We start from the raw sequence: 26,255 nt of genomic DNA, 5'->3' as shown, positions 1-26,255 counted from the left end.
ATGGTGCGTTGTTTTATTAATCTTTTTTCACATCGTTTGGATGCGCAACACCCATCCATGCTTTAAATAATACTTTTTGCTCATCAGTGGCATTTTTATTCGCAACCACTTTTTTAGGTTTGTCGAAATCTTCAGACAACACAAGCTCAGTCGCCATTAAGGCATCACGACGAATAAAATCAACAGTGACTTTATCGCCTACTTTAAAGGTTTCTAAGCTGGCTGTTAAGTCTTTACCTACATGCTTTTTATTAATAGCGACGAGTTTATCGTCGGTGGTTAAGCCGCCTTGCCATGCTGCACCATCGCGGCGTACATGGGTAAGCGTAAGTAACTCGCCAGTATTTTTAGTAAATGCATCTAAGCTTGGTGTGGCCTTGGCTTTTTCTGGTAATTCAAAGCTTAAACCTACTTTTGCTAGCAGTGCATCAAAATCAAGGTTGGCTGGTGAGTCAACATTTGCCTGCCACCACGCGCTATAATCACGCCCTGATAGTTGTTTTAAAATAGCCAGTACGTCTTGCTCAGTAAACCCTGCCGGTAATTTATGCTGCTTATAAAGTTCGTTGTGTACGTCTTTATAGCTAATTTTACCTTGGCTATTTTCAAGTAGGTCGATATCTAACGCCATCGACAATAATGAACCTTCAAGGTAAATATTAGTGCTGTAGTTGCGTGCGTGATCGCCGCCTTGGTTTATCCATTTATCAAAACTGGTTTCGCTGGCACTTTGCACTTCACGCCCCGGTGTTGTGAGGTGGCGGTTAATGGTTTTGCTTAATACTTTAAAAAATTCATCGGTGGTTTGAATACCCGACCGCACTAATAAATGATCTTCAAAATAGCTGGTAGAGCCCTCTGCTATCCAAAGCAATTTTGAGTAATTAATATTAGTGTAGTCATAGGGCGCAAGCCCTTTTGGACGGTACGTTTTTACATTCCAAGTATGTATAAACTCATGAGCTGCAGTACTTATAAAACCTAAATAGTCTTCACGTTTAGCAAAGCGGTCGCGTGGGCGCTGAATAATCGTTGAGTTTAAGTGCTCAGTTGCCCCGCCTGCGCCTGATGTAGCGTGTACCATAAATACATAACGTTCATACGGGTAGCTGTCCCAAATCACATTGCCGGTAGCCACTAGCTTTTTCAAATCAGTTAGCATCAGTTCAATGTCGTAATTACCCTCACCCCATACCACCAGTTCGTACTCACGACCATTAACTTTAAAAGTGCGTAGCTCGTTAATACCGGTTTCGATTGGCGAATCAACTAATACATCGTAGTCACTGGCTTTGAAGCTGTGCTTATTTTTATAATTTTCCATGCCTGACACAGAGCGCCATGCTTTGGGGACGTTTAATTCAACCGTTACTGGCTCTTGGCGAAATGATTCGCTAAACATAAAAAAGCCTGATGCATCAATAAAGGCATGGCTGTCGTCTATATGGCGGGCACGTTTACCTAGCTCATTGGCATAGACTTGGTAATCTATATTTACTTCAGTGGGTTCATTTAAATGAACGCGCCATGTGCTGTGATCAATCTTTTCCCACTTTAATTCATTACCTTCATCATCACTGGCTTTAAAGTAGCGAACGCCATTGGCAAGATTTAAAATTTCATAACGACCAGTGCGCCATGCTGGAAGTTTCACATCTAAGAAAGACTGCGCCGTTTTAGGAAATTCTACGTTCACATCACCTAAATGATGCTCTGGCTGAGAAATGTTTAAAGCGTAATTAACGTCGGCAAATACCGGTGCTGAACAGGCAGCTAAAATTGATAAGGCAAGTAGCTTTTTCATAAAGGCTCTTTTTATATAACGTATTGTTGCCCAAGGTTAACAAGACCCATTTTAAAAGTGAATTAAAAGCGATAAATACACTTATATTTAAGATCGTTCGTATTTTGTTGCTAGGGTCTGTTGACCTTTCAGGATTAAAATTTGTTCAACCTAGGTGCGATTTAATCGCGGCGCGAGATTTGTAACCTAGTGGGCTAAGTAAAAATCGAGCAACAAAGAGTTAATCGCACCTAGGAAGAACCCAAAGGGCAGCGCGCGTTTGGCATTTATGCTGCGTTATCGCCTATTTATGGGGAATAACCACACTACGTAGGCTCTGCCTTGCCTAAAAACCAAACGCACTGCTGCAAAATCAACCTCGAAAGATAAACAGACCCTAAAATCATTAAGTTTTTGATCTCATACCTACTATTAATATGTTTTTGTTGTAAACTAAAACAATAAAGGTATTAAGATAATGGTGTGTAGGTGTCTAGGAGCTCCAATACGGTGGAACAAAAACTAAAGCAAGCAATCGACAGTAGAAAAGTAATAGAAAGCGCACGTAAACATCAAGTGAGTACCCTTTCTAACTTTGCAGCTAAGTTATCTTTAAGCTGTAAAGGACTTGATATTGAGCTTGATAACCGCCTAGCAAAGTTCCGTAGCGCATTAAACAAAGGAATGGATTTTGAAGACTTCTCTCCTTTGATAGATGATATTTTAGCTTTGCTAAAAAATCAGGAAGCGATTCAACTTGCGCATCAACGCGACCTGTTAACCAGCGTACAAAATGCAGGAAAACAGTTACAACAAACGAAAGGCCTGCCTGACGAAACCCGCAGAACGCTGCGTCATTTATTAGATAACCAACTTGACGATATACAATCGGTGCATGGGTTTACCCCAATATTAAACCAATTGATCACCTTTTATCATCAAGCTTTAATTGCTAAAAGCAATAATACCTTTAAACCACCCAATTTAAGTGTGCTCACTGAAAAGCTGTTTAAATTAGTTAGTGAGCTCGAACTAGAAGAAGAAGCCAACGAATCACTGTATTTAATAAAAAAACGCATTGCTAAAAATAAAGCCGTTGACCAGCTACTTGATGCCGCAATAGATGTGATTACTTTAATTGTTAAAAGTTTTCACGTTGAGCGTGAATCAGCGCAAAGCTTTTTAGCTTCATTAAACCAAACACTTGAAGAGCTGCATCGCTCATTGGTATCAACCAGTGAACACTCTCAATCGATGAATGTTGAATTTGACTTAATAAATAAACGCATTGGTGAAAAGCTAGAAAGTCTAAATACACAAACAAAAAATGCGACCTCAATCACAGCGTTAAAGCAGCTAGTTGAAAACGAGTTACGCTCACTCAGTGCAGATATTTTAGAAAAAGAGCAACTCGAACAAAAAGATCGCAGAATTTTAGTTGCCAGCTTTACACAAATAAATGAAAGAATTAATAGCTTAGAAAACAAAGTCAGTAACTATAAAAAACGTTTAAATGAGCAACGATTTAAAAGCTTACTCGACAGCCTGACAAAACTGCCTAATCGCGCAGCATTTGATGAGCGTTACAACTACGAAATTAATTTATTTAACGAACAACCCTCAGACATAACGCTAGTTGTTATAGACGTCGACCATTTTAAATCAATCAACGATCGATTTGGCCATACTGCGGGCGATATTACTTTACAAGTTATTGCCAAAGCGTTGCAAAAGTCGATTAGGCAATCAGACTTTATTGCACGCTATGGCGGCGAAGAGTTTGTGCTATTAATGCCACGCACTTCACTTGAAAACGCGACAGCGCACCTCAATAAATTAAAACAGTCTATTAAAAAGATACCGTTTAAATTTAAAGACAAACAAATTGAAATTACTGTTTCGATAGGCGCAACCCAATTTAAAGAGGGAGATACCCCTCTAAAAGCATTTGATAGAGCCGATCAAGCTTTATACGATGCTAAAAATTCAGGCCGGGATCGTCTGTGCATTAGTAAATAGTGTTATGCATTTCTACCTTTGAGTACAAGGCATAATTACGCAGTAAATTTACCCAAGAAGTTTCAAGGAGAATGCCGATGCTAATACAGTTAAACCCAACAGGGGTATTAGATTTATTATCGCAGCTAGAAGTAGACCTACTAGAACAGTCATCAACAAGCGAACGCTACAGGTTATTCAGAAATTGTGTTTTAGCTGTGCTTAATGTAGGTAGCCATACCGATGTGAGTAATGATATATACGAAAAACATAAAGACTTTGATATTCGTTTGGTAAGCCGTGAACGCGGTATTAAAATTGAATTAGAGAACCCGCCGCAAACGGCCTTCGTTGACGGGCACATAGTCACCGGCATACATGAGCACATATTTTCGGTTATTCGCGATATCTTATTTATTTGCCAAAAGTATGAAAAAAATCTCAAAGAAACTAAAGCCATTACCCACATGGTTTTTGACATGCTTAGAAATGCCGACGCTCTTAGAGTAAATAGTGAACCTAACATGATTGTATGTTGGGGCGGCCACTCTATTAACGAAATAGAATATAAATACACTAAACAAGTAGGTTACGAATTAGGCTTGCGCGGGTTAAATATTTGTACTGGCTGTGGGCCTGGTGCAATGAAAGGCCCGATGAAAGGCGCCACTATTGGTCATGCCAAACAACGTATAACTAACAACCGTTATTTAGGTTTAACTGAGCCCAGTATTATTGCAGCTGAGCCACCTAACCCAATTGTGAATGAACTGGTTATTTTACCCGATATTGAAAAGCGGCTTGAGGCCTTTGTTCGCACCGCTCATGCCATTATTATTTTTCCTGGTGGTGCAGGCACAGCTGAAGAACTATTGTATTTATTAGGCATTTTGTTGCACCCTGAAAACGAAAAGCAATGTTTACCTGTTATTCTTACCGGTCCAAAACAAAGTGAAGCTTATTTTGAGGAGCTGTGTCAATTCATTCAAATGACTTTAGGCGATGCAGCCCTAGATAAATTTGAAGTAATTATTGATGACCCTCAATTAGTAAGTCAAAAGTTAAAGTCGGCAATGAATGGTGTACGCGAATACCGTAAAAGCCAAGGGGATGCATATTACTTTAACTGGACCTTGAAAATAGACAGTGATTTTCAGCAACCTTTTTACCCCTCTCATGAGGCTATGGCGTCGCTTGATTTACACCTTGATCAACCCAAACAACAGTTAGCAGCTAATTTACGCCGTGCGTTTTCGGGAATAGTGGCGGGAAATGTAAAAGAAGAAGGTTTACATGCGATTAAAAAATACGGCCCGTATGTCCTCAGTGGCGAGCCTGATTTAATGAAAGCAATGGACACACTTTTACAAGCGTTTGTAGAACAAGGTAGAATGAAGCTCCCTGGCAGTAAGTATATTCCTTGTTATACAATAAAAGCGTGAGTTTATAATTGAATCCCCATTTACTCCTTATTGATGCGCTTAATTTAATTAGGCGCATTTATGCTGTTGATGCTAACCAAACGCATCACAGCGACGAACATATGTTAAAAGCATGCTGTGCACGGGTTGCACATGCCTGCAAAAAACTCATAACAACCACTAATGCAACCCATGCAATTGCTGTATTTGATGGCGATAAAAGTTGGCGCTATCACTTTTACAAAGATTACAAACATTCGCGCGCCCCGATGCCACAAACGTTAAAAGAAGCCTTGCCACATTTTAAAGCGGCCATTGAAGAAACCGGCATTGTGGTATTTGAGCCGACTAACGATGAAGCCGATGATATTATTGCAACATTAGCCCATAAAGCCGCCAACAATCAGATAAACAACACTATTGTCTCTACCGATAAAGGGTTTTTACCGCATTTAAATGAGCAAATTGAAGTGTATGATTACTTTAAAAAGCAACAGCTCACACAGCAGCATATCCAAGAACGTTTTGGCGTAGCACAACACAAACTAATAGACTTTTGGGCTCTGGCAGGAGACAAAACCAATGACATTCCAGGTGTTAAAGGCATTGGTGTTAAATCGGCGCAACAATTGGTGAATCAGTACAACACTCTCGAAGAGGCATTAAGCGATGAATCATTAAGTGCGCGCTTACAAAAAAAGCTTGCTGATGATATGGATATGTTTGTTATTTCTAAACAACTGGTGAGTTTGCGTACTGATATCCACTTAGGCTTTAGTTTAAAGCAGTTAAGGCTTAATTAGTCGCAAGTTAATGGCACTGAACGATCGCAATACGTATACTAGTAATAGTTATCTTGGTCTGGGTAGGCAATGTTTAAGAAGTTTTTTAGGTATTTGATATTGGGATTAGGTTTATATGCATTGATAGCCACGTCGGTTATTATGTTTTATAAAGACGATCCACAAGCAATGATTTGGCAAGACCGCGAAGCATTCAATAAACGCTATATTGAAAAACTGCGCTTAGAAGATACTTTTACGCTAAATGCTGTGCTTGAATATTTAGGCAGCCCAGATTTAACCTACGCCAAGCGCGATGGTGAACAGGTGTGGCAAGTTTTATTTTATCGTACACAACATAAAACCTCGGATGGCATTACCACCATGGATGAATGTACCGGGTTATTATTTAAAAACGGCCAACTAATAATGTGGGGCCCAAGTGCTTATGAAAAATACCTTGAACAAAATGATGGAACAATTTAATGGAAGCACCACTGTCGGGTAACCTAAACAAGCTACTCGAAAGCACACAGTTGCTTTTAAGTTCACATAATAATAAAAACCAGTGGCATACTTTTTATCCGATTGTTTGTAAACTTGCAGAGCAATACGCAGCGTTATATAAACAAAACCCAGCAGCGTTACAAGCTCAGCTCAATTTGTATAAAACACACTATAGCTTTGCAACCAATGTAGTGGTTAATCAATGTGTTTTAACTTGTGCATTAAGTGCTAGCCAAAATTACGATAAACACTTAACAGAGCTTTATATCAGTGCCTCATTGGTGGAACACCTTTGTGTTGCTGATCAGTTGAATAAACTAGCCCAACAGCAAACATTTACTAATACCGACACTAAAATGTGGCAGTTACGCCATAAACTCGCTGCCAAAGTGATATTGACATCACAACAACCAGCACATCAAATTGCCCATATTTTAGCTAAACTAGCCAAATACAAACACGCATTATTAAACACGCCTAAAATCATGCTTTATGACGGAGCCAGTGTATTGGTTGCTTTGGCAAATATTTTGGCGCTTAACGTAACCTGCAACGCAAAACAGCAGCATATTAGTTTTTATAAAGCAGTAGCTGATTTGTACATAAGAACCCCCAACTCATTTGCACAGAGACTATTAAAAGACTTAGTGGCACACGTTGGACAATATGTACCAGGTAGCCAAGTGGTTTATGCGGACCAAACAATGATTTATTTAGCTACAGATTCGGCAGGCCGTCATATTATCGTTAATAATGCCAATACAAAAATGGCCTGGTATCGAATAAAAGCATCATTAGAGGATGGCTCAAAGGCATGGCCGTGTAATGACGATCGCTTGTTTTTAAAAGTTTGGGACAGTGAATACCTGCATATTGTTCATAAGAGTGACAATACACAGTCCGCTTTGCACGAATTAGTTAAACGAATAAAAAACCAACAAAAGTACAATTACAAAGCATTAAATACATTACTTACCCCTTATCCTAATGTTATAAAATCAGTGTGCCATGCAGTAAAACAGTATAATAAAGAGCTGCAACCGGCAAAAGATTTAAGGCATAGCTTGTCTATGGTGGGTTACGATAAGGCCCCTGCGATTATTCAAGGCATGGTTTTCGAGCAGTTGGTAAATAGTATTGCCCATCCTTTACATACATTTTTGTGTACCCGCATGGGTTGTTTAGTCAACATTGTAAAGCTGCTAGTAAAACACGATAAAAATTTGCAAAGTGAACGCATTAGTTTGAGCCTATATGCCTATTTATATTATCTATTAATTAATTACAGCCCAGAAGTTTCTAGAAAAATCACCCTAGACCAAACACCGAATAAATCCTTAGATACGCCAATATGCACTTTTTTTGGCATAAACAATGTTGATACCCCTCATTTAACTAATGAGCTTAATGAATTACTTAGTAGCGACCCCTAGGCAATAGCGTTATTAAAAGCTGAAACATTGCCTAAAAAGCAGCTCGATGATAGCGCTAAGTTGTGGGCAGCTTTAAAAGTTGTAGCCCAGCGCGTACTTAAACCTAACCAGCCATTAACAGCATGGCAACAGCAGATATTAAATCAACAACTCACCCGCCATGGCTGGAAAAGTGAGGCCATTTTTTATCAATCCCTGCAGCAATTAGGTCTGCACAATAGTATTTAGCTGACTTATTATCGTTATAAATTTAATTTATACCCTGTATTTGCAGTATAAACTGGCAAAATGTTCAATAAATTGGTATAAATGCCGGCTTAAATTTAGCACCCCTGTCATATAAGTAGTCTAAACTCTGTGAGTATTTTTTATTTATGTGTGTATCCAAATCTTTAAAGGAAAAGTTCATGGCCAAACAAACCATAACAGTGATCAAAGGCGACGGCATCGGCCCAAGCATTATCGACTCAGCACTTGAAATACTAAAAGCCGCAGGATGCGATTTTGATTATGAATTTGTTGACGCTGGCCTCGCTGCGCTTGAAAAAACGGGCGAATTGCTTCCACAAGAGACAATTGACACGATTGCTAAAAATAAAATCACTTTAAAAGGTCCATTAACGACCCCTGTAGGCGAAGGCTTTACATCAATCAATGTAACACTTCGTAAACAGTTTGGTTTATACGCTAATGTTCGTCCTGTGAAGTCGTTCGCAGGTACTAAAGCACGTTACGATGACATTGATATTATTACTGTTCGTGAAAATACCCAAGGTATGTACTCAGGTGCAGGTCAAGTAGTGAGTGCTGATGGCAACGAAGCTGAGGCAATGTCTGTTATCACGCGTGAAGGCGCTGAAAAAATCGTTACTTTTGCATACGAGCTAGCTGTACGCGAAGGCCGTAAAAAAGTAACCGCTGTTCATAAAGCAAATATTTTAAAATCAACATCGGGTTTGTTCTTAAAAGTTGCTCGTGAAGTGGCTGAACGTTACCCTGAGATTGAATCAACTGAAATGATTGTTGATGCAACCTGTATGAAATTAGTAATGACACCGGAAGAGTTTGACGTAATTGTAACGACTAACCTATTCGGCGATATTTTATCTGATTTATGTGCTGGTTTAGTTGGTGGTTTAGGCATGGCGCCTGGTGCTAACATTGGTGAAAATGCGGCTATCTTTGAAGCTGTTCACGGTAGCGCACCTGATATTGCAGGTAAAAACCTAGCAAATCCAACGTCAGTTATTTTAGCGTCTATTCAAATGCTAGAGCATTTAAATATGGGCGATACGGCAGAGCGCATTCGTAGCGCAGTGGCTGATGTAATTAAATCAGGCGACCGTACTACTCGCGATTTAGGCGGCAGCCATGGTACAACTGACTTCACTCAGTCAGTAATCGACCGTCTGTAACAAGTATAATTGAATTATAAAGCCAACATCTGTTGGCTTTTTTTATGCCTGCTCAAAACCGCCTGTATCACTTTAATGTAATTAATGTGTATTTAAGCTCCCTACTCCTTAAAATTAAAAATGCATAATTTCTGCTTTTAACGTGAGAATACTTCACAGCAATTAGAATTTAAGATTAAAAAAGATATAAAAGTGAATTTTTAATCCAAAAACTTTAGTTTTGGGTTGACATGAGCGCGCAAAAGCCTTAAAAATAACCACATACAAAAATTGTAATTTAAACAGCATTTTATTTTAAAGAGCAACACATTATGAACACACAATTTCGTCTTTTAGTCTTACTCGTACTGGTCTTAGTGATAAGCCCAGCGGGGATGTATTAAAAGGTGAAACATGCTTTTTTAAACCCTCGCACTACGCGGGGGTTTTTTTTTGCATAAATCAGTCAACAGAGGAATGAGGATGAGTAAACAAGAATATAATGGCTCTGAATTGGTTGTTAAGTCATTAAAAGAGTTAAACGTTAAGTATATATTCGGTTACCCCGGTGGCTCAGTATTAGACTTATATGATGCGCTATTTCAGCAAGATGATATTGAACATATTTTAGTCCGTCACGAACAGGCCGCCACACACATGGCCGATGGTTACGCAAGAGCAACCGGTGAAGTCGGTGTTGTACTTGCCACTTCTGGACCGGGGGCAACAAACTGTGTAACAGGCATAGCAACTGCGTATATGGATTCTATTCCGATGGTGGTGTTATCAGGTCAAGTGCCAACCAACTTAATTGGCGATGACGCGTTTCAAGAAACGGATATTGTTGGCTGCTCTCGCCCTATCGTAAAGCATAGCTTTAATTGTAGAAGCGCTAGTGAAATTCCCAATATTCTTGCTAAAGCCTTTTATATTGCCAGCTCAGGTCGCCCAGGCCCAGTTGTCGTTGAACTTCCTAAAGACATGCTTAACCCTGAGCTAACCTTTGCTTATAACTTTCCAGCGGCAACAGAACTCAGAACCTACAACCCTAATACCAAGGGTCACTCTAAACAAATTCGTAAGGCCGTTGCTGCTATTTTAGAAGCGAAAAAGCTGGTTATTTATTCTGGTGGCGGAATTGTGCTTTCAAATACATCAGAGCAACTAACCCACTTAGTCGAATCGCTTAATGCCCCTATTACCAATACCCTAATGGGACTAGGCGGTATATCAGGCATTCATCCTAACTTTATTGGTATGTTGGGTATGCACGGTACATTAGAAGCAAATAAAGCCATGGCCAATGCTGATGTTATTTTAGCCCTTGGCGCACGATTCGATGATCGGGTTACCAATAACGTACAAAAGTTTTGCCCTAATGCCACTATCGTGCATGTAGATGTCGATCCGACTTCAATTTCCAAAACCATAAAAGCACATATTCCGGTTGTTGGCTGTTTAGCTACGGTACTTGAACAGTTACAAACTGCTATAGATAAAAGCCCAATAAAAATAGACCGCAGTGCACAAGAAGATTGGTGGCGACAGGTGATCAGTTGGCGCGAACAAAAATGCTTAAACTACAATACCGATGGCGATAAAATTAAACCTCAAGCAGTTATAGAGGCTATTTATAAAGCGACTAATGGTGATGCTTATGTCAGTTCAGATGTGGGCCAACACCAAATGTTTGCGGCGCAGTATTATCCATTTAAGCACCCTCGTCAGTGGATCAACTCAGGCGGCTTAGGCACCATGGGCTTTGGTTTACCGGCTGCAATGGGGGTTAAGCTCGCCTTTCCTGATAAAGAGTCTTTATGTGTGACTGGCGACGGCTCTATTCAAATGAACATTCAAGAGCTTTCTACCTGTTTACAATACAACTTAGCGGTAAAAGTGATCTCGTTAAATAACCGTTCACTAGGTATGGTTAGACAATGGCAAGATATGATTTATGGCGGCAGACACTCCTCTTCCTATATGGAATCACTTCCTGACTTTGTAAAACTTGTACAAAGCTACGGCCATGTAGGAATACGAGTCAATACACTGGATGAATTACAGCCAGCAATAGACAAAGCCATGTCGATAACCGATAGATTAGTGTTTTTAGATATTTTAGTAGACGAAAAAGAACATGTTTACCCGATGCAAATTAAGCACGGTGGCATCGATGAAATGTGGTTAAGAAAAGGAGTAAAGGCATAATGCGTCGTATATTATCTATATTATTAGAAAATGAACCCGGTGCGTTATCACGTATAGTGGGGCTTTTTTCTCAACGAGCTTACAACATTGATAGTTTAACTGTTGGAACCACTGATGATGAATCACTCTCGCGTATTACTGTCACCACTAAAGGCGATGATAGAATTGTTGAGCAAATCACCAAACAGGTAAATAAACTGGTCGATGTACTTAAGGTGATTGATTTAACCGAAATGAGCCACATAGAGCGCGAACTGTTATTAGTAAAAGTATTTGCTCAAGATGAAGCTACGCGAGCTGCTGTAACGAGGGTTGTAGATGTATTTCAGGGCGCTATTTTAGATATGGGGCGTCAAAGTTACAGCCTACAATTGGTAAGCAGTACCGATAAAATAGAGTCGTTTTTAGATACCTTACGTCATGAAACAGACATTATAGAAGTGGTTCGCTCTGGCGCGGTCGGCATTGGTCGCGGAGATAAGGCGCTTAAAGCTAAATAAGCGTTAAATTTACGGCAAAAAAAAGGGCTTAATAGCCCTTTTATTATTTTTATAAACCTAAACCTTATAGGTTTACTTGGTCTTTAAGACCTTTACCTGGTTTAAAGCTTGGAATAGTCGCTGCTGAAATTTGGATTTCTGCACCTGTTTGTGGGTTACGACCTGTGCGAGCAGCACGTTCTTTAACTGAAAAAGTACCAAAACCAACTAATGCAACAGAGTTGCCTTCTTTTAGTGAAGAAGTTACAGCGCCTGTGAATGCATCAAGTGCACGTGTAGCGGCTGCTTTAGAGATTTCTGCGTCAGTAGAGATTTTTTCAACTAGTTGAGCTTTGTTCATTATTAGATTCCTATTCGTTATTATTTTGCCTTCGCAAATCCTATCTTTATGCATTTTCGAAGAGTTAGCAACAGCAAATTACGTTTTTTAACTTAAATACTAAAAAATTAGTAAAATTATAGTAATTCACTGTAAAATACAGCGAGTTGGTTTAACAAAAACTTAATTTAAGCACAAATATAGTGCAGCTATGCACTGTGATGAGTCGCTATATTTTTTCAATTACTAAGGTCACTTCCCCGACCTCAACGCCAAACTTAACAATAGATGTGCGGTTTATCAAGCGCGTGTTGGTGACTAAATACATCCAATCGTCAAAGTTAACTTCAAAAGTGCTGCCATCATAAGGAATTTCCACATTGTAGTTCCAATGAAAAACACTGCCTTCACTTTTGCCTGTGGCCGTACCTAAAACATCAGAAGCAGTACCGGTTAACGTGTTGTCGTCGTTTAAGGTTATTTTCCAAATACGTTTTTGGGTTTCGCCGTCATCATAAACGAAGTCTTCCTCAATAACGCCTTGGTTGCCATCCCACGTAGCGCTCAAGTCTACAACAAGCTTACGGGTTAATTCGCCTTTAAAGTCTTGTACAACACCGTAGGCTTTTAAATCGCCGCTAAAAAAAGTCTTAAAATCGAAATTAGGCTCTGAGCCTTTGTAGTGCTCTACACTCGGCGCTGAACAACTTGCAATAAAAAAGCTTACTACCAGCAGCAAAGTTACTTTGATACGTTTTAGATTAATCATATTAAATCCCTAAAAGTTGATTTCTAATCGATGGTTCTGAGGTGTTCTCACTTAGCCAAATAGCTAAAAAGTCATCTGCAAAAGTGGTGTCTTCTATGCGGCCTATTTCATTGTCATTGTGAAAGAAAATACTGTGTCCTTGCTGATCGGTCAGTAAGGTTAACGATTCACCCTTTTTAATGTCTGGCCATATCGCTAATAATTTATCTGCATAGCGAGCTGATAATTGTGATTTACCTAAATGTTGCCATTGCTCTTTAGTGGCTTTTACAATGTCTTTAGCATCAAAGTCTCGCAGATAAGTTAAAGTAAATTTAACTGGCGTTTGCTTGGGACTATAAGATCCAGAGGGAGTAAAAAGCGTTGCATCATAAACATCCCAAAAAAGGTATTCCATACGTGCCTCGCCCACTTTGTTAAACTGGGTATCAGCATAAGCAGCATGGTTAAACAGGGCATAAATTAGTACTAAATTTAAAAGCGTTTTCATAATCAGCTCCAAGCAGTAAATACAATTGTTTTATTGCTTAATAAACGCGCCAATTTTACCGTTAATAAATAAAATAACGCTAAACGTTGCAGCCCATAAAGCACCGTATAACGGCCAAAATTGCCATAGCGGCAAGCCGAGTTCTAACACGTCGAATCGCGCCCCCGCCCAGTAACTTCCTGGTGCAAACGCTAAACATACAATAAACGCTTGCCAAGGTTTAAGGGTTGTTAAAAACGACATTGAGGTGTTAATACATAGCAATAAAGCAGCCCATAAAAACACTAACCAAAGCGGAAATGGCGCTACTTTAAATTCAATCAGACCGAACTTAACCGCGATAAATTCACTTAGTAAGGCTAGTGGTAAGCACTTTAGAAGCAAAAAAGCATCCTGTTTTTTTTGCGCTGACAAATAAAACATTAATGCAATGATAACAGTTGAATAGATAAATGAGTGCTGTTCAAGCAGTAGGCATAAAAACCACACTACTTGAAACAGAACAAAATTAATAAGCGAGTGCAATCTCATCATTACTACTCGTAAAACGGGGTTTGCGTGCCATTAAATGCACGGTACTTGTTGCGCGAGTTCTAAATGCGCCCTCGCAATAAGCAAAATAAAATAGCCATAAACGATAAAATCGCTCATCAAATTTATTACTATCGAGGTTTGGCCAACTTGCAATGAAACGATCTCGCCAATCAGCAAGGGTTCTTGCGTAGTGAACACCAATATCGTTAACTGTGTGGATATTCATATCGGTATGATTTTTTATTTGCTCACTCATTTCGTTGAGCGAAGGCAAACACCCACCGGGGAAAATATACTGCTGAATAAAGTCAGAATTTTTTAAATAATGTTGGTAACGCTGATCGCTAATTGTAATTGCTTGAATAAGCATAGCACCATCGTCTTTTAATAGCTGACCGCACTGAGTGAAAAAACTAGGCAAGTACTCATGACCAACCGCTTCTATCATCTCAATTGATACTAGCTTATCGTATTTACCGGTTAGTAAACGGTAATCTTGTTTGAGCAAGGTTATTTTGTTTTCAAGCCCAAGCTCTTTAATTTTATTTGCAACATAATCGTGCTGCTCATCAGAGATGGTAGTGGTTGTTACATGGCATTCGTAGTGAGTAGCCGCGTAAATTGCAAATGCTCCCCAACCTGTACCAATTTCAATGACGGTGTCGCCTTGTTGTAACTCGACTTGTTCACAAATACGCTGTAGTTTGTATTGCTGTGCTTGCTCGAGGGTGGCGTCTTTACTTGGGTATACGGCACTTGAATAAAGCATTTCTTTGCTTAAAAAAGACTCGTATAAGTCATTGCCTAAGTCGTAGTGTGCAACAATATTCTTTTTAGAACCCGAGTGAGAATTTTTATTTTTAATGTGGTTTATACGATGAGCAAGGTTACTAAAAAAAGCGAATTTCTTTTCAAATGCGTCTAGTTGGTCTTGGTTAATTGCAAAAATTTCTATCAACCGAGTTAAGTTATCACACTGCCACTGCCCTAATATGTAAGATTCTCCCGCGCCAATACTTCCCGACAGCGCAAATGCTTTATACATAGCAGTATCATTAACGGTTACCGTTACTTTAAGCTCTGATGACGTATCGCCAAATACAGACTGCTGATTATTGTCTACAAGCACTATTTGACCTGTATCAATTGACGAGAACGCTTTAAACACTAACTTTTTATAAAAATTAGTAAACCAACTGGTGCGTTCCTGAACGCGTAAGCTCGATACCTTTTCCATATACTTACCTATATTATTGTTATTACTTATAAAACAACATAAATTAAATTTAAAGTTTGCCTGAATGACCTAAAAAAGGGACTTTTTTAACAAACAATTTAAATGCCTGATAGTAAATACCTCTGAAAATAGACCATGTCATTGCAGGAAAGCGCTTCAACAACTTGCTCATTTGTTTATTGCACAAGGGTTGGCGCTGTAACCTTAACGAAGCATCAAAAAGTAGTTCTTCATCTCGCTTATTTTCTATACGTATCAGTATATTGTCTTTCTTTTGTCGAACAGTCCAATGATAGTTCATATCCAAATTCATAAAGGGTGATACGGAAAAAACTTTCTTAAAGTTCACTTTTTTTTGTAGTGGAACCAAGTAGTAATGTCGCTCATTCCATGGGGTATTACTTACCTCGGCCACCATGTAGCTAAATTGATTATCGTCATGGCCAAAAAAATAAAAATTAACGGGGCTAAAGTAAATACCCAAGCAGCGTAACTGCCCTAGCAGGTACACATGGCTAAATTTCTCATCTACCCCTAACTGGGCTAGCTGCGCATGAGCTCGCTCTATGATGGGCTGATGATGACTATCGGGTAACCCTTTTAAATAATCAGATTGCTCAAACTTCAATGCTTTAAACCCTGAAGTTCCAAGCTGCTTATGGACGCCATTAAGCGCATGAGTATTATTTAAATCAACCCACATCATATAAAGCGGGTAATTAAACGCGTGATGTTTAACAGCAAAACGGCTATGTTTAACATCACCTAAATACACTGCATTAGTCAAACTCTACTCCGAGTTGCTTGGCCACATCAACGGCGCTGCGCACACCATCCTCATGAAAGCCGTTATACCAATACGCTCCGCAAAAGTACGTGTTATTTTGTCCATCAACGGTATGCTTTTGCTGTTGAGCGGCAATAGATTGTTGATTGAACACAGGATGGTGATAGGTAAATTCACGTAGAATTTTACTCTGATTAATACCTTCTAAGTGGTTCAAGGTAACGCAGAACTGTGTATCTGATTTGATCCCTTGCAGTATATTCATTTGATACGTAACCACCGCCGCTTTATCGGTATTGTTATTGAGCAAATAATTCCAACTTGCCCATGCAGCTTTTCTATCTGGTAATAATGAAACATCGGTATGCAATACCACCGAGTTCTCAGTGTATGGAATAGCACCCAACACCTTATTTTCTTGCTTGCAGGCATCACCAAGTAACGCTAAAGCTTGATCTGAATGACACGCAAAAATAACCTTATCAAACAGGGCTTGCTGGCCATCAGCAAATGTAATGGTGGCTCCCTGCTCGTCTCTGGTTACCGATTTAATGTCAGTGTTTAACTGTATTTTATCAGCAAAACCAGCTATCAACGGTTTAATGTATTCACGAGAGCCACCGGGAATAACGTACCATTGAGGTCTATTGGTAATGTCTAGCAAACCATGGTTAAAGAAAAACTTTACAAAAAACTCAACCCCTACATTTTCCATTTCTTTAATGCTAGTAGACCAAATGGCAGCACCCATAGGTAAAATGTAGTGATATTTAAAGAAATCATTAAAACGATGTTGTTGTAATAATTGACCTAGTGATTGCTCTGTGTAGTGACCTTTTGCGTGCAAAGCCTTACATAACTTATTAAAACGCACGATGTCATACAATAAACGCCAAAATTTAGGTCTAACTATATTTCTGCGTTGAGCAAATAAACTACTAAATGTATGCCCATTGTATTCAAAGCCGGTTGCCTCGTTATGCACACTAAAACTCATTTGTGTCGGTTTACGTTTCACACCAATGCGTTTAAGCAACTTTTCAAAATAAGGATACGTTCTATCATTAAATACAATAAACCCCGTATCTATCGCGTAATTAATACCGCTGTGCTCTACATCTACAGTTGCGGTGTGACCACCAATATAATCATTTTTTTCAAATAATGTGACATCGTAATGCTTGTACAGTAAATGTCCGCAGGTTAAACCTGATACGCCAGTCCCAATTATTGCTATTTTTTTCAACGGGTTAATCCTTTTGCAATTTTAAGCCAAAGCGAAAGTGGCAATATTCGCAATGCTTTAAGTATAAATGTAAAACGATAGGGGAAATGAACTTCTTTACGACGTTTGTTAACGCCTTTTATTATATAGTCAGCCGCTTTTTCAGCACTAACAGCCATCGGCATAGGAAAATCATTTTTATCAGTTAAAGGGGTTTTTACAAAACCAGGGTGTACTAGTGTTACATCAACATCGTTTAAATCAACCGCAAGGGTTTTAGCTAAATAGCTAACGCCTGCCTTTGATGCACCATACGCTTCTGAACGTGGTAATGGTAAATAAGTAACACTTGAACTAACCATCACTAATTGCCCGCCAGAGACTATTTTTGGCAAAAGCGCCTCTAAGCAGTAACCCGTTGATAACAAATTAACGTTAATAACACGCTCAAATAAGGCGCTATCAAAATTACGTGCATCGTCAACATACTCGCAGTTGCCAGCATTGAGAATTACGCGGTCAAATTGAGTGTACCCTAACGTTGCCGCTTTTATATCTTGCAAATTGGTTGCATCAAACTGGCAGGTTTCTATGTTGTTATGTTTGGCAAGTTCAGCGAGCTTTTGCGTATTACGCCCGCAGGCGATCACTGTATCACCCTGATCGGCATACTTAATAGCAAGTTGCTCACCAATACCCGACGTTGCACCTGTAATAAGGGTAATCATAGTTAACCAGCCCTTTTATCAATAAAATTAATAATGTTGCCCAGTAATGGAATATGCTTATACAAAAGCTCTCCAGCGTTAAAGTAATCGCGGTGATTAATAATTTTCGCACCTTCAAATACTAGTTTACTGTGCCCTTGCACTGAAATTGTATTGCCCGCGTTAAGTTTTGGGTGAGAATAATGCATTGTCCAGTATACAAATGCATTATTATCGTTGGTAAATGAATCGGTTATGTCAAATCGACAATGCTTAACATTACTATATAAACCACAAAAATAACGCCTTAAATCTTCAAGGCCATTAATCTCGTGCAACGGATCTATAAAGTGAATGTTTTGAGCGTAAATTTCAGTTAATAACTCTAGGTTATCTTTATCAAGCTTTTGATATATTTCTACAAATTTATCGACTGATAATTGGTTATCCATATCACACCTTAAATGCAGCTAAAGCCCTCGCTCGTGCCGCTTTATGATCAACAATTGCCGGCCAGTAACAGTGTTCACTTTGCCCCGTTGCTGCTAAATAGGTATGAGGAAAATGAATGTGTTTATCTGGCACTTTTTGTAATTCAGGCAGATATTTACGGATAAAATCACCATTTGGATCAAAGCGTTCGCTTTGGGTAATGGGGTTGAATACCCTAAAGTAAGGTTGTGCGTCACAGCCGGTACTTGCAGCCCATTGCCAACCACCATTGTTTGAGGCTAAATCGCCATCAATAAGATGCTGCATAAAAAACTGCTCGCCTTTGCGCCAATCAATCAGTAGGTGCTTAGTTAAAAAACTCGCAACCACCATTCTTAAACGATTATGCATCCAGCCTGTTTGCAATAGCTGTTGCATGGCGGCATCAACAAGTGGATAGCCTGTACGGCCTTCGCACCATTGCTTAAACTCAGCGTCACTGTCACGCCAACTCACACTATCGTACTTTTCGTTAAAATTGGCACCGCGTGAAAGTTTTGGGAATTCAGCAATTAAATGTTTATAAAATTCACGCCAGATCAGCTCGTTAACCCAGGTAAACGTTTTACTTTTTGAGGTGGTCAGTATATCGGGGTAATGTTGTTGTATATTAACCATTAACTGCTTACTGCTAACAACCCCTAATGCTAAATAGGGGCTTAAACCCGATGTTCCTTTTACACTAGGTATATCGCGTACATCATCATAACTTGCTAATTTATCATGGATAAAATTATCGACTACATTAGCTAAAGTGTCGTCATCAACCGGCCATTTTTTTGAGCTGTCATCACTGCTGAGTAATTCACACGATTCAATCTCAATAGGATTTGAAGATAATGGCCACGGCACCAAGCTAAAGTGAGTATCTTGATACTGTTTTAGCCACGCCCGTTTAAAGGGCGTAAACACTTTATACATTTCATTATTTTGAGTGCGTACACTACCTACGGGAGCAATGATATCACCCTCGTATAAAGTAAATGTTATTTGCTGTTGATCGCATTGCGCTTGAATCGCTTTATCTCTATTAAACTCATTAAGTTCATATTCTTTATTGGCTATTATGTGTTTAATCTCATACTGCTGACAAAAATCGAGAAGCTTAGTTTGGCAGTCTGTGAAATAAGGAGCCTCTATCACGTGTAAATTAATGCCATACTCAGCTAATTTTTCACGGATATAACTGACTCTGCGTTTTAGTAAGTCAATTTGAATTGGGGCAGTATTATGCTGTGCCCATTGTTTTTCGCACACAAAAAAAATGGCGTGTTTAGCACCATTATTTAGCGCTTCAATAAGCGCTTCGTTAGAAAAAAGGCGCAAATCGCGCCTAAACCAAAATAGTGTATTCATTACAAACCGTAACGTAGCTTAAGTTCATTAGGATAAGGGTTAAAGTATATTTGCTTGCTTAAATACTCATTCGGGTGAACCTTTAAATGATGTTTAAGCAAGGTTAGTGGTACATAAAGCGGCACCAACCCTTGGCGATACTCGTCTATTGCATCTCGCATTTCTTCTTTTTCGATTTTTGATAAATCTTTTTTGAAGTAACCTTGCAAATGCATCAACGTGTTAGAATTATTTTTTCTTGAAGCAGGTCGTTTAAGCGCGGTCATTAAACCTAAAATGTACTCGTCGGCTAGAGCATTAACATCGTCACCTACAAATGTTCCAAGTAGATTGCCTAAATCACGATACGCTTGATAATTATGAGCCATTAACAAGTATTTGTATTGAGCATGGAACTGGGTCAAACGATGTACAGTAACCGGCTCTTTCACTAACTGTTGCCAGTTATGTAATGTATAAACACGCATTACAAAATTCTCGCGTAAATGAACGTCATTTAAACGTCCATTTTCTTCGCAAGGTAGTAAAGGATTGTGTTTCATGATTTGTTCAGCAAAGAAGCCAACGCCCTCAGAGGTGTTACCCGTTCCTGCTTCATTGTAAATTTTAACGCGCTCCATGCCACAGCTTGGGCTCTTAGCACAAAAAACGAATCCACTTAGATGCCCCGCTTGTTCTGTAGCTATTTTTTTACCGTATTCTGTGAGCTGCGGGCCAACATCTCCCGTACCATCCGGACGACACACTTTAATAGTATCGCCTGTTTTTACTTGACGAATTGTTGGACGGGGTATTGGTAAGCCAACCGCAACCTCAGGACAATACATTTTATATTCAACATGTTTTGCCAGCTCTTCCATACAAAAGTTAGATTTTTTGTGGCCGCTGTCAAATCTTACCTTTTCGCCTGCTAAGCAGGCGCTAATACCTATTTTTATTGTATCTGTTTGCATAGATTCTCTTAATAAATCAAGCCACCAATTGGGTTAAGTAACTTGCTAAGTCCTTTATTGAAATGTAGCGCACTACTAACAACAGTAAAGCACAAACATCCCTCTTTTGTTAAAGGAGTATGTTGATGACGGCCATCTTGCCAAATAAAATCACCTGGTACATAACTGCCTTCTTCATCTGTAAATTCGCCATCAAGAAGTAGCGTAACTTCAAAACCTGTATGTGTATGCTCAGGAATTTCGCCGCCTGCGTCTATGTGCAATAAACTCGAGCGTAAATGCCCATCGTCAAGCGCTATACGTGAACGAGCAAGCTTACCTACTTGTGTAAATTTGCTATAAGAAATACGTGTTAATGCTCTTGGTAAGCTGTAATTATGGTCATTCACATCAATAGTAACAGGTTCAACAGCATAAACTTCATCAATCGAATCGTCTGACGTGATTAATTCAAGCAACCCTGAGTCCGCTATATCGTCGCTTTGCTCATCGTTATTAACATTCATGTTGTCACTAAACACTGCTTTTGCATTACTTGCCTCGAGTTTTTCAACCTCAGCTTGGCATATTGGGCACATGTCTACATGAATAGATACGGCTAAGCTTAGTGATGCGGGAAGTGTTGCTGCACAGTATTGTGTAAGTAGTGTTTCACTCGGGTGATGTTTAATCATGCTGATCTCCCATTTCATTACGTAATTTCTGCAAGGCTAAACGTAATCGTGATTTTACCGTGCCTACTGGAATGTTTAATTGTTGAGCAAGCTGCTCTTGCGACATATCTTGAAAGTAAACACCGCGTACCACTTCTCTTTGTGCTTGTGGCAGTTTATCTAGGTAGCGCTTAATTTGTTTATCTTCAAGGTGGTCACTGTATTCGTGATGTGTATCTTCTGATTCATTCAATAACGGCCAGATGTCTTCGCTGATATTTTCTTCTTTGTTGCTTTTCATCTTTCGAAGCATATCAAAGGACGCATTACGCATTACCGTATAAACCCACGTAGTGGCTGCGCCTTTGTCGCTGTTGTACAAATGCGCTTTTCGCCACACTGAAGTGAGCGTTTCTTGCACCAACTCCATTGCTTGGGCTTCTACACCAAACTGCTTAATGCCGAAGCGTTTGATCTTTGGTGCAAAATATTCAAACAAGTACGCGAAAGATTTTTTATCGCGAGATTGGGCTACATTAACTAATGCTTCCCTGAGCTCCGTACTTGGCGTTTCTGGCATGGCAGTATACTTACCTGTGTTAGGTTCACAACGTAATATTTGTTGTTGACTTACCATAGTAAAATGTCCCGTTATAGCTTTTGTTAGTACCACTACGAGCTAAGAATATAAGCGGATCATAATTATTTTAGGCAAATTCATTATTAATCACAGTATGGAGGAAATTCAGCAAGTTATCAAAATTAGTTTCAAATGCAAGTTGTTGTTTTTTCTCAATAGAAATAGGGAGAAGCTCAAGCCATCTGGCAACAACCCAAGTAAGTTGATTAAACTGGGTATGTTTATAAAGAGACTGTAGCTGTGGATTATTAGAGAATACTTCTTCTAATGCCACTTGAAGTAGTTGATGTTCGCCAATGTCATGATTACTGCTATTGTACCAATAAGGTGTATTGCACGCAGAGACCTCACCATAGCGTAACTCCTGTTCGTCTTGGTACACGTTATCTAGTTGCACACTTTTTGATGCAAAAACATCAATCAACAGCATACCGCTTTCGTCTTGGTCAAAATCAATAATATCCATTAAACACCCTTGGGCGCTTATATTAAATGGTGTGTCGTGTTCGAAGGTGCAAAGTACAAAACCGCTGTTTGTTTTTAATGCGTTTTTAACCATCGTCAAATAACGAGGCTCAAATATACGTAATCGCGTATAGCCTTCAGGTAATATAAAAATAGGTAATGGGAAAATCGCACGTTTCATAAAGTCTACTTCTTTCAAACACTCTGCCTTTATTTACGTGCGCTCTATTGAAGTCGATCAGCTTTAGTTACATCGATTGTTTTACCGTGTAAGTGCATTCGCTAATTAAACCTCGTTCCCACATTTTTTATCATGTAAGCGATGTAATATACACTCAGTACACTTGCCACTGGCGCCAACATCAGGGCTAACAATTCGAACTCGCTGTTCATCACTTATTCCCTATTTTTATTGCTTTTGTTGTGTTTTTACTACAAGTTGCTTTTCATCAATGCCACTATTATCAACAACTGGGTTGGTTTGTAGTAAACCATCTAAAATAGCTTCGACATCAAAAGAAACAGCTTCTTTTACTGACTGTTCAAGTTCATAGGTTGCTTGTGATACATAAGTAGACACTGTTTTAGTTAGCATATCTGTAATATTTAAATCGACTTCTGTCGCGTTAACCTGAGTTGAGCCTAATACAAGTAAGCTAGCGATTGTCATGTTGATTGAAGTTTTCATAATAGTATTCCTTGTTTATTTATTGGTTAGTACACTTAGTTACTATCAAGGGCTATGCCATAAAGAAAAAACTTTATAAGTCATTGTTTTAAAATCAAATAAACAAATTAAAATGAAATCAACAAAATCTAGATTAGTAATTTTGACCAATGAATTTAAAAATAAAACCAAATAATAGTGTGTTTGTTAATGTTCAGTAAATTAATGACTTTATTTCGTATTTGAAAGTTTCAGCGTACACCTGTACACTAAAAATCATTCGGAAAGTGGTAGGATCTGTTATGTCTGTTGAAGCTCCCTATTCTAAAAAAGAAGAGCTGTTAAATGTTATTAGTCATGCCTTAGGCATTGTATTTGCTGCTTTTGTTTTTTGGGATTTAGTTAAACAAACTAATAGTGTGAAAAGCTATGCCAGTACTCTGATATACGGCAGTAGCTTACTAATTTTATTTTTATCTTCAACGCTTTATCACGCCAGTGTGCGCCCAAGATTGAGAGCGTTTTACAAAAAATGTGATCATTGCGCCATTTATTTACTGATTGCAGGCACCTACACGCCCTTTTTGTTGCTGTCGTTATCTGGGCTCTGGTCTTGGGCTACCTTAGCCTTTATTTGGACAGTAGCGTTTGCAGGCATCGCTTATAAGCTATTGGTTAAAAATGGCAATAAAAAAGTATCACTGGCTACTTATTTATTAATGGGATGGTTTGCATTAGCCATTGTGTATCCGCTTTATTTAAACGTGCCTATCAATGCACTTTATTGGCTATTAGGTGGCGGCTTATTTTATAGTGTAGGTACTATTTTTTATAGTGCTAAAAGTACTCAATATAGCCATGCTATTTGGCACCTTTTTGTTATTGGTGGATGTGTTAGCCATTATATTTCAATCAGTAATTATGTTTATTAGGCTGGTTAAGCCATTTAGATTAGTCTGGTTTGAGCGAGAAGCAGACGGTCGGTTAAGCTCGTTTTTGGACAGAAACGTGTCAGGGACTTTTCTAAATTAGCAACGCACAGATAGCAATACGTACGGCTGTGTTTATCAGACCTGTTTATTCAATAACTTTATCGAGTCCGTTCAAAAGTACCGTTCACATCACGCGTGTAACTTTCCCGTGTGCAATTCGTTATTAGCGCTTACATGGCAAGGCCTCTAGGTTAATACGACAGTGTAACCTAGAGTGCCGCCGCACCTGTTTTTAATGTGAAATGGTAGATACACCGGCAATTATTTTAATAAATACTCACCTTTTGCTTATTCGTAAAAGTGCTATGCGTTAAATTATGATTAAGCGGAACTAAGGCGACAGGTTAATTTTTTCAGCGCCGCAGATAGTTAAAAAATTTTGTTAGTATCAAAGAAACATAAAAAATGAAGGTAACCAGGCACGAGGCCTGGTTGAAAATCAACGATAGTAAAATGGCATGGATGCCACGTTCTAACCGCCAATCTTTTACGGCAATTTAAGATTACACTGCGGTTGGGGCACTATCAATATTAATGAGCACGCGAATGAAAATAGATATTCATTATAAAGTGAAAGTAGAAGGAAGGTTTTCTATTAATTTAATTTCCCTAATTTCTGTAGCCCAATTGGTTATAAGTTTAATAGGTTAATTGTTAGGTAGGGGGTATTGCAGGTCAAAGTGTGATACCCCATTATTTTAGCCGCTAAAATTAAAGTTTCACCGGTGAAACTCAGTTGTTGGATGAAGGTCTTGTGTTTGATTTTCTGCTATCAGTTAACAAATATAAAAATTAATTATTTATCATTATGTTTTCATTTTTTGACAATGCTAAAGGCGTGAACTATAAATACCTTTCAATTGATATTAAAAGGGAAATTCAAGGACTATGAAAATAAATTTAATTAATTGCCTGCTATCTGTAGTCATAGCAACTGGTGTAAGTAATATGAGTTATGCTGAGGAAGTTCCGCGCAGTCAACAAGTAATTACCTCCCTTCCTGTACTCACTAGTCAGAATGCTCCAGCTCCTGCCGAAATCAAAAACATCCGCATGGAGTCTGAATTAATGGCTCGAGCATCAGCTCCGCCGCTATCTTCAATGTGGGTATATGCTGTTGGTTCAACTGATTGTGGGTGGGAGTCCACTGTTGGTATGACAACAACTGCATGTGATCATGGGGGAGAGCAGCTGCGTACTGCTGTTTTAGAAATTGGTTATGGTTATAATCATATTGCTTGGATGAACGGTGGGTTACTTCCGAGTTCCACAATGTACTCAAGTACGCCTGTTTGTGTGACTGGTAGTAATTACACATGGCCTTGTACCGCTGGGCAAACTGTTGTGGGTTTCCTCAATGAATACAATGTCGATGGTCATCAAAACGGATTATTCAAATACCAAAATACTTCGACTAATTCGCCATGGAATACTATGTCAGTCCAGATCAGTATTCTTTGATTTATTAATGATGTAGGCCAGACATTCTGGCCTTTTTATATTTCTAAATACGAATGTTAACACCAGTACTTTTGTCTTGCATGATAGACATAGCTGATTCTAACATCTTCAAAGTAGTCTCGTCATTGCGTGACAGTGCGCCTTGGATGCCATCACGCGTTTTTTGAATGAAGTTATATCGTGTTTCATCACTGTGTGCACCTGCCAGTTCGCCTCCATTTACGGGTATTTTCATAGTCATAGCCATGAAAGGCCTGCCGTCATCGAGAGACATTTCTCCATTGCGGATTTGAGTGTTGGCCCAGTCCCGCATTTCTTGCCGGGTCATACTAGTGAAATCCGCCTGTTTTGTGCTGCTGTCAGTCTTATCATTGTCTGTTTGTGCTGCTGTTAATGCAGCCGAAAATGACGTTGAGGCCTCTGTTGAAGGCTTGGTACGCTGGTTCCCATTAAAATAATGTACGTTTGCATCAACTCGCATA

General features: G+C 39.1%; 26 protein-coding genes and 1 pseudogene. 10 read left to right on the top strand and 17 right to left on the bottom strand.

Features of this window, described 5'->3' with window-relative positions; all coding sequences use genetic code 11:
* Positions 1 to 16: 16 nt before the first annotated feature.
* Positions 17 to 1,804 (bottom strand): M61 family metallopeptidase, encoded by a 1,788-nt coding sequence (locus tag MTN96_RS34520; protein ID WP_248534484.1) that lies wholly within the window; start codon positions 1,802 to 1,804, stop codon positions 17 to 19.
* Between the two features lie 489 nt (positions 1,805 to 2,293).
* On the opposite strand from MTN96_RS34520, the gene MTN96_RS34515 reads away from it, so the two are divergent.
* From MTN96_RS34515 to ilvN, 8 genes and pseudogenes are all read left to right on the top strand, one after another.
* Entirely contained in the window at positions 2,294 to 3,802 is a 1,509-nt protein-coding gene (locus tag MTN96_RS34515) for a GGDEF domain-containing protein (RefSeq protein WP_248534482.1), read from the top strand.
* Positions 3,803 to 3,879: 77 nt separating this feature from the next.
* A complete protein-coding gene (gene ppnN, locus MTN96_RS34510) occupies positions 3,880 to 5,223 on the top strand; it encodes a nucleotide 5'-monophosphate nucleosidase PpnN (protein ID WP_248474358.1) in 1,344 nt (447 codons plus the stop codon).
* A gap of 8 nt (positions 5,224 to 5,231) precedes the next feature.
* A complete protein-coding gene (gene xni / locus MTN96_RS34505; protein ID WP_013463270.1) occupies positions 5,232 to 6,005 on the top strand; it encodes a flap endonuclease Xni in 774 nt (257 codons plus the stop codon).
* A 69-nt stretch (positions 6,006 to 6,074) separates the two neighbouring features.
* Positions 6,075 to 6,470, top strand: coding sequence for a DUF3192 domain-containing protein (locus tag MTN96_RS34500; RefSeq protein WP_069439711.1), 396 nt, complete (start codon positions 6,075 to 6,077; stop codon positions 6,468 to 6,470).
* Positions 6,470 to 8,152 (top strand): annotated as a pseudogene (locus MTN96_RS34495) (hypothetical protein). Before MTN96_RS34500 ends, MTN96_RS34495 begins: the two are co-directional and overlap by 1 nt.
* Positions 8,153 to 8,331: 179 nt before the next feature.
* Complete coding sequence (locus tag MTN96_RS34490) at positions 8,332 to 9,339, top strand: isocitrate dehydrogenase (RefSeq protein ID WP_036983988.1); 1,008 nt, start codon at positions 8,332 to 8,334, stop codon at positions 9,337 to 9,339.
* A gap of 462 nt (positions 9,340 to 9,801) precedes the next feature.
* Positions 9,802 to 11,526: an acetolactate synthase 3 large subunit gene (locus MTN96_RS34485; protein ID WP_069439709.1), complete on the top strand. Its 1,725-nt coding sequence runs from the start codon at positions 9,802 to 9,804 to the stop codon at positions 11,524 to 11,526.
* A complete protein-coding gene (gene ilvN, locus MTN96_RS34480; protein WP_013463265.1) occupies positions 11,526 to 12,026 on the top strand; it encodes an acetolactate synthase small subunit in 501 nt (166 codons plus the stop codon). The genes MTN96_RS34485 and ilvN overlap by 1 nt, the downstream gene beginning before the upstream one ends.
* A 64-nt stretch (positions 12,027 to 12,090) precedes the next feature.
* On the opposite strand, the gene MTN96_RS34475 is transcribed toward ilvN, so the two are convergent.
* The 15 genes from MTN96_RS34475 to MTN96_RS34405 all read right to left on the bottom strand — a co-directional run bounded on the left by MTN96_RS34475 (position 12,091) and on the right by MTN96_RS34405 (position 23,341).
* Positions 12,091 to 12,366 (bottom strand): HU family DNA-binding protein, encoded by a 276-nt coding sequence (locus MTN96_RS34475; RefSeq protein ID WP_008112559.1) that lies wholly within the window; start codon positions 12,364 to 12,366, stop codon positions 12,091 to 12,093.
* A gap of 208 nt (positions 12,367 to 12,574) precedes the next feature.
* Positions 12,575 to 13,114 (bottom strand): DUF3833 domain-containing protein, encoded by a 540-nt coding sequence (locus tag MTN96_RS34470; protein WP_013463264.1) that lies wholly within the window; start codon positions 13,112 to 13,114, stop codon positions 12,575 to 12,577.
* 1 nt (position 13,115) lies between these two features.
* Positions 13,116 to 13,604, bottom strand: coding sequence for a chalcone isomerase family protein (locus MTN96_RS34465; protein ID WP_013463263.1), 489 nt, complete (start codon positions 13,602 to 13,604; stop codon positions 13,116 to 13,118).
* Positions 13,605 to 13,634: 30 nt separating this feature from the next.
* A complete protein-coding gene (locus MTN96_RS34460; RefSeq protein ID WP_036983986.1) occupies positions 13,635 to 14,135 on the bottom strand; it encodes a DUF2878 domain-containing protein in 501 nt (166 codons plus the stop codon).
* Positions 14,113 to 15,375: a cyclopropane-fatty-acyl-phospholipid synthase family protein gene (locus MTN96_RS34455; protein WP_248534480.1), complete on the bottom strand. Its 1,263-nt coding sequence runs from the start codon at positions 15,373 to 15,375 to the stop codon at positions 14,113 to 14,115. Before MTN96_RS34455 ends, MTN96_RS34460 begins: the two co-directional genes overlap by 23 nt.
* Positions 15,376 to 15,424: 49 nt before the next feature.
* Positions 15,425 to 16,162, bottom strand: coding sequence for a DUF1365 domain-containing protein (locus MTN96_RS34450; protein ID WP_248534478.1), 738 nt, complete (start codon positions 16,160 to 16,162; stop codon positions 15,425 to 15,427).
* Entirely contained in the window at positions 16,155 to 17,408 is a 1,254-nt protein-coding gene (locus MTN96_RS34445; RefSeq protein ID WP_248534476.1) for an NAD(P)/FAD-dependent oxidoreductase, read from the bottom strand. Before MTN96_RS34445 ends, MTN96_RS34450 begins: the two co-directional genes overlap by 8 nt.
* Complete coding sequence (locus MTN96_RS34440; protein WP_248534474.1) at positions 17,405 to 18,115, bottom strand: SDR family NAD(P)-dependent oxidoreductase; 711 nt, start codon at positions 18,113 to 18,115, stop codon at positions 17,405 to 17,407. Before MTN96_RS34440 ends, MTN96_RS34445 begins: the two co-directional genes overlap by 4 nt.
* A 2-nt stretch (positions 18,116 to 18,117) precedes the next feature.
* Complete coding sequence (locus tag MTN96_RS34435; protein ID WP_069439705.1) at positions 18,118 to 18,546, bottom strand: nuclear transport factor 2 family protein; 429 nt, start codon at positions 18,544 to 18,546, stop codon at positions 18,118 to 18,120.
* A gap of 1 nt (position 18,547) precedes the next feature.
* The gene (phrB, locus tag MTN96_RS34430) at positions 18,548 to 19,942 is read right to left on the bottom strand and encodes a deoxyribodipyrimidine photo-lyase (protein ID WP_069439704.1); all 1,395 of its coding nucleotides are present in this window, start codon (positions 19,940 to 19,942) and stop codon (positions 18,548 to 18,550) included.
* Entirely contained in the window at positions 19,942 to 20,895 is a 954-nt protein-coding gene (locus MTN96_RS34425; RefSeq protein ID WP_036983978.1) for a DUF523 and DUF1722 domain-containing protein, read from the bottom strand. Before MTN96_RS34425 ends, phrB begins: the two co-directional genes overlap by 1 nt.
* A gap of 8 nt (positions 20,896 to 20,903) precedes the next feature.
* Positions 20,904 to 21,569 (bottom strand): ChrR family anti-sigma-E factor, encoded by a 666-nt coding sequence (locus tag MTN96_RS34420; RefSeq protein ID WP_036983977.1) that lies wholly within the window; start codon positions 21,567 to 21,569, stop codon positions 20,904 to 20,906.
* Complete coding sequence (locus tag MTN96_RS34415; protein WP_036983976.1) at positions 21,562 to 22,185, bottom strand: sigma-70 family RNA polymerase sigma factor; 624 nt, start codon at positions 22,183 to 22,185, stop codon at positions 21,562 to 21,564. The genes MTN96_RS34420 and MTN96_RS34415 overlap by 8 nt, the downstream gene beginning before the upstream one ends.
* Before the next feature lie 70 nt (positions 22,186 to 22,255).
* On the bottom strand, positions 22,256 to 22,834 hold the full coding sequence (locus tag MTN96_RS34410) for an LON peptidase substrate-binding domain-containing protein (protein WP_036984076.1): 579 nt from the start codon (positions 22,832 to 22,834) through the stop codon (positions 22,256 to 22,258).
* A gap of 228 nt (positions 22,835 to 23,062) precedes the next feature.
* Positions 23,063 to 23,341 (bottom strand): hypothetical protein, encoded by a 279-nt coding sequence (locus MTN96_RS34405; protein ID WP_248534472.1) that lies wholly within the window; start codon positions 23,339 to 23,341, stop codon positions 23,063 to 23,065.
* Between the two features lie 281 nt (positions 23,342 to 23,622).
* On the opposite strand from MTN96_RS34405, the gene MTN96_RS34400 reads away from it, so the two are divergent.
* Together MTN96_RS34400 and MTN96_RS34395 are read left to right on the top strand one after the other, a co-directional pair.
* Positions 23,623 to 24,252, top strand: a complete 630-nt coding sequence (locus tag MTN96_RS34400) for a hemolysin III family protein (protein WP_248534470.1) — start codon at positions 23,623 to 23,625, stop codon at positions 24,250 to 24,252.
* A gap of 948 nt (positions 24,253 to 25,200) precedes the next feature.
* The gene (locus MTN96_RS34395) at positions 25,201 to 25,773 is read left to right on the top strand and encodes a YolA family protein (protein ID WP_013463092.1); all 573 of its coding nucleotides are present in this window, start codon (positions 25,201 to 25,203) and stop codon (positions 25,771 to 25,773) included.
* 43 nt (positions 25,774 to 25,816) lie between these two features.
* Here MTN96_RS34395 and MTN96_RS34390 read toward each other — a convergent pair.
* A partial coding sequence (locus MTN96_RS34390; RefSeq protein WP_013463093.1) for a hypothetical protein occupies positions 25,817 to 26,255 on the bottom strand: 439 nt, incomplete at its 5' end.

This window comes from Pseudoalteromonas sp. 2CM28B (genome assembly GCF_023161935.1).
Note: the sequence above shows the minus strand (reverse complement) of the source record. Positions and strands in the feature narration are given on the sequence as shown.

What these genes read in the sequence shown, in the direction of transcription:
- MTN96_RS34460 (WP_036983986.1), bottom strand. Translation starts at nt 14,135, where the DNA reads ATGAGATTGCACTCGCTTATTAATTTTGTTCTGTTTCAAGTAGTGTGG.
- MTN96_RS34475 (WP_008112559.1), bottom strand. Translation starts at nt 12,366, where the DNA reads ATGAACAAAGCTCAACTAGTTGAAAAAATCTCTACTGACGCAGAAATC.
- MTN96_RS34455 (WP_248534480.1), bottom strand. Translation starts at nt 15,375, where the DNA reads ATGGAAAAGGTATCGAGCTTACGCGTTCAGGAACGCACCAGTTGGTTT.
- MTN96_RS34395 (WP_013463092.1), top strand. Translation starts at nt 25,201, where the DNA reads ATGAAAATAAATTTAATTAATTGCCTGCTATCTGTAGTCATAGCAACT.
- ppnN (WP_248474358.1), top strand. Translation starts at nt 3,880, where the DNA reads ATGCTAATACAGTTAAACCCAACAGGGGTATTAGATTTATTATCGCAG.
- MTN96_RS34485 (WP_069439709.1), top strand. Translation starts at nt 9,802, where the DNA reads ATGAGTAAACAAGAATATAATGGCTCTGAATTGGTTGTTAAGTCATTA.
- MTN96_RS34440 (WP_248534474.1), bottom strand. Translation starts at nt 18,115, where the DNA reads ATGATTACCCTTATTACAGGTGCAACGTCGGGTATTGGTGAGCAACTT.
- MTN96_RS34425 (WP_036983978.1), bottom strand. Translation starts at nt 20,895, where the DNA reads ATGCAAACAGATACAATAAAAATAGGTATTAGCGCCTGCTTAGCAGGC.
- MTN96_RS34490 (WP_036983988.1), top strand. Translation starts at nt 8,332, where the DNA reads ATGGCCAAACAAACCATAACAGTGATCAAAGGCGACGGCATCGGCCCA.
- MTN96_RS34405 (WP_248534472.1), bottom strand. Translation starts at nt 23,341, where the DNA reads ATGAAAACTTCAATCAACATGACAATCGCTAGCTTACTTGTATTAGGC.
- MTN96_RS34420 (WP_036983977.1), bottom strand. Translation starts at nt 21,569, where the DNA reads ATGATTAAACATCACCCGAGTGAAACACTACTTACACAATACTGTGCA.
- MTN96_RS34435 (WP_069439705.1), bottom strand. Translation starts at nt 18,546, where the DNA reads ATGGATAACCAATTATCAGTCGATAAATTTGTAGAAATATATCAAAAG.
- MTN96_RS34520 (WP_248534484.1), bottom strand. Translation starts at nt 1,804, where the DNA reads ATGAAAAAGCTACTTGCCTTATCAATTTTAGCTGCCTGTTCAGCACCG.
- MTN96_RS34500 (WP_069439711.1), top strand. Translation starts at nt 6,075, where the DNA reads ATGTTTAAGAAGTTTTTTAGGTATTTGATATTGGGATTAGGTTTATAT.
- ilvN (WP_013463265.1), top strand. Translation starts at nt 11,526, where the DNA reads ATGCGTCGTATATTATCTATATTATTAGAAAATGAACCCGGTGCGTTA.
- MTN96_RS34400 (WP_248534470.1), top strand. Translation starts at nt 23,623, where the DNA reads ATGTCTGTTGAAGCTCCCTATTCTAAAAAAGAAGAGCTGTTAAATGTT.
- MTN96_RS34415 (WP_036983976.1), bottom strand. Translation starts at nt 22,185, where the DNA reads ATGGTAAGTCAACAACAAATATTACGTTGTGAACCTAACACAGGTAAG.
- MTN96_RS34410 (WP_036984076.1), bottom strand. Translation starts at nt 22,834, where the DNA reads ATGAAACGTGCGATTTTCCCATTACCTATTTTTATATTACCTGAAGGC.
- MTN96_RS34470 (WP_013463264.1), bottom strand. Translation starts at nt 13,114, where the DNA reads ATGATTAATCTAAAACGTATCAAAGTAACTTTGCTGCTGGTAGTAAGC.
- MTN96_RS34465 (WP_013463263.1), bottom strand. Translation starts at nt 13,604, where the DNA reads ATGAAAACGCTTTTAAATTTAGTACTAATTTATGCCCTGTTTAACCAT.
- phrB (WP_069439704.1), bottom strand. Translation starts at nt 19,942, where the DNA reads ATGAATACACTATTTTGGTTTAGGCGCGATTTGCGCCTTTTTTCTAAC.